Here is an 11,822-nt window from a genome sequence, read left to right on the forward strand (position 1 = left end):
CGACGTCACCCCGGCGTCGTCACGCCGCGCGGCGAGTTCGGCGGCGAATTCCCGGTAAGCCGCCCTCAGCGAGGGGCCCGGCCAGCCCGCGGGCAGCAGTTCCTCGGGCAGCACCGGATCGGTGAGCAGATGCCGCACGATCGCGGCGGCCGCCAGGAACCGGGCGGGAACGTCGACCGCCGAATCGATCTCGTCGACCAACCGCCGCCCGGTCGCCGACCAGGCGGGCAGGTCCCACAGCAGCGCCGCGAGGCCACCGGAGTCGTCGTCACGGGCATGCAGCACGCGGGTGCGGTCCCGTACCTCGGCGGGCAGGTCGGCGTCGAGGTTGGCAGGACGGAGCCACACGCCTTCGCGTAGCTCGCCGAATCGATTGTCGTGCAGCGTGTTCCGCAGTGCAGCGCGGGTGCGGGCATCGGTGCCGACACTCGTCACCACCAGTGTGGTCCATGCGCCGTCCCACGGTCGCAGCCGCGGATCGATCGCGGCGTCCTGGCGGCGCTGCCGGGCCAGCAGCCGGTCCGACAGCCGGTAGCCGTCCTCTGAGCGCACCAGGTCGCCCGCGGTGACCATCCGGGTGAGGGCGACCCGCACCGTGGCCTCGCGAATGTCGAAATCCGCGGTGAGCCGGACGAGTTCGGCCGCGGTGGCCCAGGCCGGGTGGGCACCCAGCAGCACGCTGAGCACCACCGACCGGGCCGTCATCCGGGACAGACCGTCCGGCACGGTCACACCCCGGAGGCCTTGCGGCCGTGATCGCCGAACGGTTCGTCGCGGTGGCGGACCGCCTCGCGGAATCCGTTGTCGCGAGCATCGGCGACGAAAGCGTGACCCTCGGGGGTGTGCCGGGCGATGCCGTCGAACACCGTGCTGACCATCCTGCTGGTGGCGATCCCCTGTTGCAGCAGCGCGCTGTTCATCGCGAGCTTGACCATGATGAGCTGGTTGACCGGGACCGCGGCGATCCGCTCGACGAGACGTTCGGTGCGCTCGTCGAGATCCTGCGGATCGGGCGCCTCCACGGCGAGGCCCCACTCGGCCGCCTGGGCGCCTGTGATGCAGTCCCCGGTCAGCAGAAGGCGTTTGGCGCGCTGATCGCCGAGCCGGTGCGCCCACATCCCGGCGGCCGGCACACCCCACACCCGGGTCGGCGGGTAGCCGATCTTGGCATCGGACGCGGTGATCACCTGGTCAGCGTGCAGCGCGATGTCGGTGCCGCCCGCCACGCAGTAGCCGTGGATCTTCACCACGGTCGGCTTGTCGCAGTGCAGCAGGCTGGCGAACCCGCGGACGAAGCGGCTCATCATCTGGTAGTCGACCATCGGGTCCCAGGGCTGGTCCGGCAGGTGGTTGACGGCCTGCGTCTTACCCGAGAGCACCGTGTCGCGGTACGGGCTGCCGCCACCGGCCGACGACGAGCCTTCGGCATAGGCGCTGAGATCGAAACCGGCGCAGAAGCCTTCGCCGCGCCCGGACACCAGGATCACGTGCACGGCGGGGTCGAGGTCGGCCCGCTCGACGAGCGCGGAGAGTTCGAGCGGGGTGTCCGCGACGATCGCGTTGCCCTTCTCGGGCCGGTTGAAGGTGATGCGCGCGACCCGTCCGGTCACCTCATAGGTCATCGTCTTGAGGTTGTCGAAGTCGACGGGCCTGATCGCGTGCGTCATGCGGACTTGACCATCGCACGCTCGAGGATCGGCGCGAGATCCAGCCCGGTGGGCAGGGTGCCGAAGGCGCCGCCCCACTGTCCGCCGAGTCTGCTGGCGAGGAACGCCTCGGCCACGGCGGGATGGCCGTGCCGGACCAGCAGCGCGCCCTGGAGCGCCAGCGCGATGTCCTCGGTGACCTTGCGGCCGCGGTACTGGATGCTCTCGAGATCGCCGAGGTCCTGGTGCAGCGCGGCGACGTGCCGGTCAAGACGCGGGTCGTGGCCTGCGGTGCGGGCGAGTTCGTCGAACAGCACCTCGACGCTCTCGGGCCGGGTCGCCATGGCGCGCAACGTGTCCAGTGCGCTGACGTTGCCCGAGCCCTCCCAGATGCCCATCAACGGCGCCTCGCGGTAGAGCCGCGGCATACCGGATTCCTCGACGTAGCCGTTGCCGCCGAGGCACTCCATGGCCTCCGCGGCGTGCGGGGTCGCGCGCTTGCACACCCAGTACTTCGCGGCGGCCAGACCGATACGCCGAAGCAGCGTCTCGCGCTGGTCGCCACGCACCGCGTGATCGGTGGCGCCGGCCATCCGCATGGCCAGCATGGTCGCGGCCTCGGCCTCGACAGCCAGGTCGGCGAGCACGTTGCGCATCAGCGGCTGGTCGATCAGGTACGCGCCGAACGCCTTCCGGTGCTGGGCATGGTGAATGGCGCGGGTCAGGCCGGTGCGCATGCTGGTGGCGCTGCCCAGCGTGCAGTCCAGCCGGGTCAGGTTCACCATCTCGATGATGGTGGGCACGCCGCGGCCCTCCTCGCCCACCAGCCAAGCGGTCGCACCGTCGTACTCGACCTCGCTCGAGGCGTTGGCGTGGTTACCGAGCTTGTCCTTGAGCCGTTGCAGGAACATCCGGTTGCGGGAGCCGTCGGGCAGGATCCGCGGCAGGAAGAAACAGGACAACCCGCCAGGGGCCTGGGCCAGCACCAGGAAGACGTCGCACATCGGCGCGGAGGTGAACCACTTGTGGCCGCGCAGCGCGTACGTGCCGTCACCGTTGGGCGTCGCCTCGGTGGTGCCGGCACGCACGTCGGAGCCGCCCTGCTTCTCGGTCATCGACATGCCCGCGGTGATGCCGGCCTTGGCGGTCGGCAGTGTGAGCTCGGGGTCGTAGACCCGGCTGGTCAGCAGCGGCTCGTAGACCGCGGCCAGTTCCGGGTTGAACCGCAGGGCGGGCACCACGGCGTAGGTCATCGAGATCGGGCAGATGTGACCGGGTTCGGGCGTCCACACCGAGGTCTTCGCCGCGCGGACCACGTGTGCGCCGGGGCGGTCGTCCGCCCAGGGCGCGGCGTGCAGGCCGTGGCCGACCGCGACGGTCATCAGCTCGTGGTAGGCGGGGTCGTACTCGACGTCGTCGACCCGGTGGCCGTAGCGGTCATGGGTGTGCAGCACCGGGCGGTGGCGGTCGGCCAGCTCACCCCAGCGCTGCGCCCGGACGCTGCCCGAGAGCGCGCCGAGTTCGGTCACCTCGTCGACGCCCCACTCGCCGCCCTCGCGGATCAGCGCCTCCTGGAGCACCGGCGCACCGGCGGGATTGTGGTCGAGCAGGGGCGGCACCTGATTGGTGACGACGTGCGTGTCTGCCATGGCTCGATATTACAGTTTCACGACAGTCGCACAATAGTCGTAACAGACTCAGGTGCCGCGACCCTGCGCCTTCGCGGGCTGGTCGGCCGACCGCACACTGTTGAGCACCGACTGGCCCTGCTGGTCGATGAGCCGGGTGAAGATCTGCTGGGCGTAACCGAACACCAGCCCCCACGCCAGGATCTGCGCGGACGTGTCGAGTGCGTTGAGTCCCGGCACGAACTGCCCGCGCATCAGCAGCAGGCCGAGGAACGCGGTCAGCGCGCCGGTCGGCAGCTTGAGCGCCGCCAGCGCCACCGGGATGCCGTACCGCTCGGACGAGCCCTTCACCCGGCTGATCGCGGCCGCGGACGCGATCGCGGCGGCCGTCAGACCGATGAGTTCGACGACGATCAGATCCCAGCGGGTGGTGGTTCTCGCCACCATGACGTCGATGTCCTCGCCGTTGGGCACACCGGGCTTCTGCGCGGTGAACGGTGGCGACTGATTGGTGGGACACACCACCGTGACCTCATTGGTCTCCTCGGGCGAGAAGCACAGCGGGATCAGGTTCTGGGCGAAGACCCCGATGACCGCCACCCCGATCGCCAGCAGCGTCAACAGCACCGTCGTGACGACCACGATGTTGCGGAAACTGCGCAGCCGCAGATCTTCTCGCAGCGCCTCGGAGCTGGCCGCCCGGACCGTGGTGACGATCTTGTTGCGGTCCTCGCTGAACGGCTCGGGCCGGTCCTTCCCGCCGTCGGCACGCGCGGCGCTCAATTGCCCGGCGATCCGCTCGACCTCCCGACGCCCCGGGTCGGTCGACCGGAGATGGCGTTGCACGTGCCGCAGCAGCGATGGCATCTGGCCGGCGACGTAGCTCGCCGGCGCGAGGTTGAGCAACTGCGCCTCCGCCGCGTCGAGGTTGCTCATCGCCCGCTCGAGCAAGGGGCCGTTGCGGCGCGGCCGCCACCGCTTGCCGTCGTCCGGTGGTTTGCCCTCCGCGGCGTCGCGCGCCGCGCGCAGATGGCACTTGATGGCCTCGGCGAGCAGTCCTTCGACCGGCCCCGCGGAGTTCAGCATCATCCAGTCGCACAGCGTCTCGAGTTCGTAGGCCCGGGTCAGCGTGCCCTCACGCCAGCTGACCCGGACCGGGCCGCCCACCGGCCTCAGCACCGCGATGTCCGGCGCCGGGATCGGCAGACTCGAGATGGCGGTCATCGCGTCACGGCAGGAACGAGACGACGGCGTTGTTTCCGCCGCGGCAGGTGATGACGCCGTCGCGGGACTGCACACACGCCATGGTGTACGTCTGGTGCGTCACCGGGCTGAAGGCCTGGATCTCGCCTTCGACGAACGGCGCACTGAACCACGCCGCCCGCACATTGGCGGCGAATTCACACGAGGTGCTCGGGCTGACGAACAGCCCGTCGCCGCACGTCTTGTCCTCGCCGTTGCGCAGGGTGAGGCCCAGCCGGATCAGCACCTCGGGGCCGGCGACGCCGTCGTCGTCCAGCCCGGACCGGCGCTCGAACTCGCGCACCACAGCCTCGGTCTTCGGGCCGAAGTCGCCGTCCGTCGAGAGCTTCGAATACGCCGGGTAATCGCGGTTGAATCGCGCCTGCATCTGCCGGACGTCTTCGCCCCGGTCGCCGATGCGCAGAACTGTCGCCGTGATGGTCATGATGTGCTCCCCCTGTGGTGTCGAACCGTATGCAGGGAGCGTATTTTCGGCGCGGCAGATGATCGCGGGTAGTCGGCTACCCCTTCGGCGACGAATTCATCTCGCGTGCGGCCCGCCGCGCGTCATACCGGTTCAGGCCGACGACGATCAGCGCCGCGAACAGCCAGCCGAGCAGGATGTCCACCACGTAGTGCTCGGCGGTGTACACCAGCGTGAACGCCATGATGAGCGGATAGGCCACCAGCACGGGCCGCCACGCGCGGTGAACGCGACGCCACAGGAAGTAGGCGAGCGCCGCGGACATGCCCGCGTGCAGTGACGGGATCGCCGCCACGAGGTTGACGCTGGCCTGTCCCTGGTCGAGAAGCGCGGTGGCCGAATGCAGATTCAGCTTCCCCCAGCCGCGTCCGACGATGCGTTCGACCCACTGGTTGGCGCCGTCCTGGCTGTCCTGCATCGCACCGAGGACGCCGCCGTCGGGCACACCGCGGGCGGACCGGAACATGCACCGCGGGCCGGACGGGCCGCCTTCCACATCGGTCGCCGTGCACCTGGCGGCCGCCCACGGCGGTGCGGCGGGAAGCAGCGCGTAGATGACCAGCGCCGCCACGTTGAGTCCGACGAACAGCCGGACGAAGCCCTTCCACTCGTCGCGGTTGCGCAGCCACAGCGCCCCTGCCACGACGTACGGCAGGATGAAGAACGACATGTAGACGCTGCTGATGACCACCTCCCACCAGGGCGGCTGCGGCAGTTTGAGCCGCTCCTGCAGCCACACCGTCGGCATCGTCCCGAAGAACAGCCAGCGGTCCATGTCGGCCTGCCAGTGCCAGAGTGTGGGGCGGCCGATCAGGGTGGCCGCGCCGCGGCTGAGGTCGTAGGCGAGCAACAGCAGCGCGAACGGCAGCCAGTCGCGCAGGACGTAGAGCATCTTCCTGCCCTGGCCGATGCTCGCCGCGAGCAGACCGGTGGCGATGTAGAGCAGCAGCAGTTCCCGGTTGAACGCCAGTCCGTCGGTGGCCGTGCGGTACACCACGACGGCGGCCCATGCGGCGATCGCGGTCCGCCGCAGGAACCGGAGTCGCCGCACGCGCGTGTCGGCGGAGTCGTCGTCGACGTGCGTCAGCGCAATCGACGACTGGTCGGTCGCGGTCACATAGGCCTTTCTGACGCCGGTCGGATTCCCGGCGACAGCCTAGTTAACCTTCGCGCCACCCGGCGTTCGAGACGGGTTCGCTCACCGAAGTGTGATTCAGCCGACGTGTTCGCGCAGGAACGCGATGTCGTCCTTGCGGCCCTCGTCGGAGGTCTCGCAGATCACCGGCGCATCGGCGGCCTTGACCACCGCGGCCAGCAGTTGCGGGTCGATCTGGCCGGTGCCGAAGTTGGCGTGCCGGTCGGCGCCGGAGCCCGCGGCGTCGCGCGAGTCGTTGCAGTGCACCAGGTCGATGTGTCCGGTGATGGCCTTGATCCGGTCGACGGCGTCGATCAGGGCCTCGCCGGCGGCCCAGGCGTGGCAGGTGTCGAGGCAGAAGCCGATGCCCTTGTCGCCGATCCGGTCCCACAGCCGGGCGATGGTGTCGAAGTGGCGGGCCATCGCGTGGTCGCCGCCCGCGGTGTTCTCCAGGTACACCGCGACATCGGTCTCGAGGTAGTCCAGCGCCTTGGCCCAGCGCTCGAAGCCCGCCTCCATGTCGTTGTCGTCGGCATGGCCGCCGTGCACGATGACCGCGGTCGCGTTGATCTCGGCGGCCGCGTCGCAGGTGTCCTGCAGGATCTTGCGGGACGGGATCCGCACCCGGTTGTTCGCCGATGCCACGTTGATCAGGTACGGCGCGTGCACGTACAGCGGAATGGTCGACGCCTTGAGCACGTCGGCATCCTCGCGCGGCTTCGGCTTCTTCCAGCTCTGCGGATTGCCGAGGAAGAACTGCACAGCGTCGGCGCCGTCAGCCTGAGCGTCTGCGAGCGGATCGTCACCGTGGACATGAGAACCGATAAGCACGGAGGCCAGTCTAGGCGCGGGGTCCGACGCTCCCGCGGCGGCGGGACCTAGCCCAGCCGTGCCGTCACCGCCGACAGCACCTGCTCCGCCGCGCCGTAGAACGCGCTCAGGTGCGTCTGCCCCGGGATCTCGTCGAGCGTCGCGCCCAGCGCCGCGACGTCGGCGCGCACGTGCGGCACGATCCAGTCCCGCGACCCGACGTAGTAGATCGCCGGACAGGTGACCGATGCGGGGTCGACGTAGCGGGTGGGCGCCATCGATCCCGTGACCGCCGCGGCGACCGCCTGCGGGTCGTTGTCCGCCTCCATCATCGCCGCGAAGGCGGTGTCGGACACCCCGAAGGCCCGCCACACCGCGGCCCAGTCGCCCACGCGCAGGTTCTCCGCCAGCGGGGTCAGCGTGCGGGTGACCTCGTCGCGGTAGGCGTGCATCGCGAAGCCGCCGACCACCAGCTGCTCCACCCGCCGGGGATGGCGGCTCGCCATGCTGCAGGCCAGCCAGCCGCCGCGCGAATAACCCCAGACCGTGGCCCGCTCAATGCCTTCGGCGTCGAGCACCGCGACCAGATCCGCGGTCACGCCGTCCGCTCGGTAGGCGTCGGGATCGTGTGGCCAGTCGCTGCCGCCGTGTCCCAGCGGGTCGACGTTGATCACCCGCCGGCTGCCTGCCAACGCGTCGACGTAACCGGTGTCCGCCCAGTGCCGGGCGGCCATCATCGTCCCCGCCACGAGCATCATCGGCGGCCCGTCGCCGGTCACGGTGTAGTGGATCCCGAATCCGCGCGACGTGGTCCGCATACCGTCGAGTGTCACCGCGTCGCTGCCGATCCGGGGCCGGACACGCACACGAAAAAGCCCCCGCCGATGGCGGGGGCTTCTCCGTGTGGAACTAGCGGTAGTCGCTGTATCCGTAATCGTCCAGCGGCACCGCGGCGCCGGTGGCCTGGCCGAAGTCCGGGCTGTAATACTGATCCTCGTAGGACGGGATCGTGTACGCGGCAGCCCGCGCCTCCTCGGTCGGCTGAACCTGGATGTTGCGGTACCGGTTGATGCCGGTACCCGCCGGGATCAACTTGCCGATGATCACGTTCTCCTTCAGACCCTGCAGCTTGTCGCTGCGGCAGTTGATCGCCGCATCGGTCAGCACGCGGGTGGTCTCCTGGAACGACGCCGCCGACAGCCACGAGTCCGTGGCCAGCGATGCCTTCGTGATGCCCATCAGCACCGGACGGCCTGCCGCGGGCTCAGCACCCTCGGCCACGACCCGACGGTTCGCCGACTCGAACTCGGCACGCTCGGTGAGCGAACCGGGCAGGAACTCCGTGGCTCCCGAGTCGATGATGGTCACGCGACGCAGCATCTGGCGGACGATCACCTCGATGTGCTTGTCGTGGATCGACACACCCTGTGCGCGGTACACCTCCTGCACCTCGTTGACGAGGTGGACCTGCACCGCACGCGGGCCTTCGACACGAAGCACCTCGTGCGGATCGGCCGAACCCTCCATCAGCTGCTGGCCGACCTCGACGTGGTCGCCGTCGGACAGCGGACGCTCGGAGCCGTCCTCGTGCTTGAACACCCGCAGGCGCTGGCGACGCGGCAACTTCTCGTAGACCACTTCCTCGCTGCCGTCGTCCGGCACGACCGTGATCTTGTAGAACTTGTCGGTCTCCTCGAGCTGCACCCGGCCGGTGACGTCCGCGATCGGCGCCTTGTTGCGCGGCACGCGGGCCTCGAACAGCTCCTGGACACGCGGCAGACCACCGGTGATGTCGCCACCGACACCACCCTGGTGGAACGTGCGCATCGTCAGCTGCGTGCCGGGCTCACCGATGGACTGCGCGGCCACGATGCCGACGGCCTCGCCGATGTCCACCAGCTTGCCGGTGGCCATGGAGCGGCCGTAGCAGGTCGCACACACGCCGGTACCGGTGCCACAGGTCAGCACGGAGCGGACCTTGACGTCGGTGATGCCCGCCGCGAGCAGCGCGTCGATCGCCGGATCGCCCAGATCGTGCCCACGCTCGACGACCACGTTGCCGTTCTCGTCGACCGCGTCGGTGGCCAGCGTCCGTGCGAAGGCACTGGTCTCGACGTGCGCGTCGCGCACCAGCGAGCCGTCGGCCAGCCGCTCGGCGATCGTGACGTTGATGCCACGCTCCGTGCCGCAGTCCTCCTCACGCACGATGACGTCCTGGCTGACGTCCACCAGACGACGGGTCAGGTAACCCGAGTCGGCGGTACGAAGAGCGGTGTCCGCCAGACCCTTACGGGCGCCGTGGGTGTTGATGAAGTACTCCAGCACCGTCAGGCCCTCGCGGAACGAGGACTTGATCGGCCGCGGGATGAACTCACCCTTCGGGTTGGTCACCAGACCCTTCATGCCGGCCAGGTTGCGCACCTGCGTCATGTTGCCGGTGGCACCCGACTTGGGCAGCAGCGTGATGGGGTTGTCGTCTGGATAGTGCTCCTCCAGCGCCTTACCCACCTCGTCGGTGGCCTCCTGCCAGATGCGCACCAGCGATTCGCGCCGCTCCTCGGGGTTGAGCGCACCGCGCTGGTACTTCTTCTCGATCCCGTCGGCTTCCTTCTCGTACCGGTCGAGGATCTCGGCCTTCTGCGGCGGGACCAGCACGTCGGCCATCGACACGGTGACACCCGAACGGGTGGCCCAGTAGAAGCCGGCGTCCTTGAGCTTGTCGACGGTCTGCGCGACCACGATCATCGGGTAGCGCTCGGCCAGATCGTTGACGATGCGGGCCTGGACCTTCTTGTGCATCTGCTCGTTGACGAACGGATAGCCAAGCGGCAGCAGCTCGTTGAACAGCACCCGGCCCAGCGTGGTCTCCGCCGTCCAGGCGTCACCGGGCTTCCACCCGGCGTCGCCGAACAGCTCGGCCTCGACCTCGGCCGCCGGACGCTGCTGCGTCAGCCGGACGCGGATCTTGGCCCGCACGCTAAGCGCGCCGCGGTCGAGCGCCATGATGGCCTCGGCCGGCGAGCTGTACACACCGAACTCCGGCTGATCCTTGGCGGCCGCGACGTATTCGCCGGTGTCGCCGGGGATCTCGGTGGTCAGGAAGTACAGACCGGTCACCATGTCCAGACGCGGCATGGCCAGCGGCCGTCCCGACGCCGGCGACAGGATGTTGTTCGAGGACAGCATCAGGATGCGGGCCTCGGCCTGCGCCTCCGCCGACAGCGGAAGGTGCACGGCCATCTGGTCGCCGTCGAAGTCGGCGTTGAACGCCTCACAGACCAGCGGGTGCAGCTGGATGGCCTTGCCCTCCACCAGCTGCGGCTCGAAGGCCTGGATACCGAGGCGGTGCAGCGTCGGTGCGCGGTTCAGCAGCACCGGGTGCTCGCCGATGACCTCTTCGAGGACATCCCACACCTGGGGACGCTGACGCTCGACCATCCGCTTGGCGCTCTTGATGTTCTGCGCGTGGTTCAGGTCGACCAGACGCTTCATCACGAACGGCTTGAACAGCTCGAGTGCCATCAGCTTCGGCAGACCGCACTGGTGCAGCTTGAGCTGCGGGCCGACCACGATGACCGAACGGCCCGAGTAGTCGACGCGCTTGCCGAGCAGGTTCTGACGGAACCGGCCCTGCTTGCCCTTGAGCAGATCGGACAGCGACTTGAGCGGACGGTTGCCGGGCCCGGTGACCGGGCGGCCACGCCGACCGTTGTCGAACAGCGCGTCCACCGACTCCTGGAGCATCCGCTTCTCGTTGTTGACGATGATCTCGGGGGCGCCGAGGTCGATCAGTCGCTTCAACCGGTTGTTGCGGTTGATCACGCGGCGGTACAGGTCGTTGAGGTCCGAGGTGGCGAAGCGGCCACCGTCGAGCTGCACCATCGGGCGCAGCTCCGGCGGGATCACCGGGACGGCGTCGAGCACCATGCCCAGCGGCGAGTTCCGGTTGGACTGGAACGCCGCCACCACCTTGAGCCTCTTGAGGGCGCGAAGCTTCTTCTGCCCCTTGCCGTTCTTGATGGTGTCGCGCAGCGAGTCGGCCTCGGCGTCGATGTCGAAGTTCTCGATGAGCTTCTTGATCGACTCCGCACCCATGGCGCCCTGGAAGTACTCGCCGTAGCGGTCGACGATCTCGCGGTAGAGGTTCTCGTCGACGATCAGCTGCTTGGGCGCCAGCTTGGTGAAGGTGGTCCAGATCTCGTCGAGCCGGTCCAGCTCACGCTGGGCCCGGTCACGCAGCTGACGCATCTCGCGCTCGCCGCCGTCGCGCACCTTGCGGCGCACGTCGGACTTGGCACCTTCCTTCTCCAACTCGGCCAGGTCGGCTTCGAGCTTCTGCGCCCGGGCCTCCAGGTCGGCGTCACGCTGATCCTCGACGGACTTCTTCTCGACGACCATCTCGGCCTCGAGCGTCGAGAGCTCGTTGTGGCGCATCTCGGTGTCCACCGCGGTGATGACGTAGGCCGCGAAGTAGATGATCTTCTCGAGATCCTTCGGGGCCAGGTCCAGCAGGTAGCCCAAGCGCGACGGAACGCCCTTGAAGTACCAGATGTGCGTGACCGGTGCGGCCAGCTCGATGTGGCCCATCCGCTCGCGGCGCACCTTGGCACGGGTCACCTCGACACCGCACCGCTCACAGATGATGCCCTTGAAGCGGACGCGCTTGTACTTACCGCAGTAGCACTCCCAGTCGCGAGTAGGTCCGAAGATCTTCTCGCAGAACAGGCCGTCCTTTTCAGGCTTCAGCGTGCGGTAGTTGATGGTCTCCGGCTTCTTGACCTCGCCGTAGGACCACTGACGGATGTCGTCGGCGGTGGCAAGGCCGATGCGGAGCTCATCGAAGAAGTTGACGTCTAGCACGTAACTCCCTTTCCCCT

8 protein-coding genes and 1 pseudogene are annotated in these 11,822 nt (G+C 68.8%); all 9 read right to left on the reverse strand.

Annotated features, from left to right (window positions below; all coding sequences use genetic code 11):
* Positions 1-18: 18 nt before the first annotated feature.
* Positions 19-705 (reverse strand): annotated as a pseudogene (locus ACPCHZ_RS13835) (PaaX family transcriptional regulator C-terminal domain-containing protein); the annotation flags it as partial.
* A gap of 23 nt (positions 706-728) precedes the next feature.
* Entirely contained in the window at positions 729-1,667 is a 939-nt protein-coding gene (locus ACPCHZ_RS13840; RefSeq protein WP_364972832.1) for a crotonase/enoyl-CoA hydratase family protein, read from the reverse strand.
* On the reverse strand, positions 1,664-3,295 hold the full coding sequence (locus ACPCHZ_RS13845; RefSeq protein WP_423485234.1) for an acyl-CoA dehydrogenase family protein: 1,632 nt from the start codon (positions 3,293-3,295) through the stop codon (positions 1,664-1,666). The genes ACPCHZ_RS13840 and ACPCHZ_RS13845 overlap by 4 nt, the downstream gene beginning before the upstream one ends.
* Positions 3,296-3,343: 48 nt before the next feature.
* On the reverse strand, positions 3,344-4,498 hold the full coding sequence (locus ACPCHZ_RS13850) for a hypothetical protein (RefSeq protein WP_423485235.1): 1,155 nt from the start codon (positions 4,496-4,498) through the stop codon (positions 3,344-3,346).
* A 4-nt stretch (positions 4,499-4,502) separates the two neighbouring features.
* Positions 4,503-4,961, reverse strand: coding sequence for a peptidoglycan-binding domain-containing protein (locus ACPCHZ_RS13855; RefSeq protein WP_423485236.1), 459 nt, complete (start codon positions 4,959-4,961; stop codon positions 4,503-4,505).
* Positions 4,962-5,037: 76 nt separating this feature from the next.
* Entirely contained in the window at positions 5,038-6,117 is a 1,080-nt protein-coding gene (locus tag ACPCHZ_RS13860; protein WP_423485237.1) for a phosphatase PAP2 family protein, read from the reverse strand.
* Positions 6,118-6,213: 96 nt separating this feature from the next.
* Positions 6,214-6,966, reverse strand: a complete 753-nt coding sequence (locus ACPCHZ_RS13865; protein ID WP_423485238.1) for a deoxyribonuclease IV — start codon at positions 6,964-6,966, stop codon at positions 6,214-6,216.
* A 47-nt stretch (positions 6,967-7,013) separates the two neighbouring features.
* Entirely contained in the window at positions 7,014-7,763 is a 750-nt protein-coding gene (locus tag ACPCHZ_RS13870) for an alpha/beta fold hydrolase (protein WP_423485239.1), read from the reverse strand.
* A gap of 91 nt (positions 7,764-7,854) precedes the next feature.
* Positions 7,855-11,805, reverse strand: a complete 3,951-nt coding sequence (locus ACPCHZ_RS13875; RefSeq protein WP_364972854.1) for a DNA-directed RNA polymerase subunit beta' — start codon at positions 11,803-11,805, stop codon at positions 7,855-7,857.
* Positions 11,806-11,822: the final 17 nt, after the last annotated feature.

The sequence above is a fragment of the Mycobacterium sp. NPDC050041 genome (genome assembly GCF_049541695.1).
In the GTDB taxonomy this organism is placed as follows: domain Bacteria; phylum Actinomycetota; class Actinomycetes; order Mycobacteriales; family Mycobacteriaceae; genus Mycobacterium.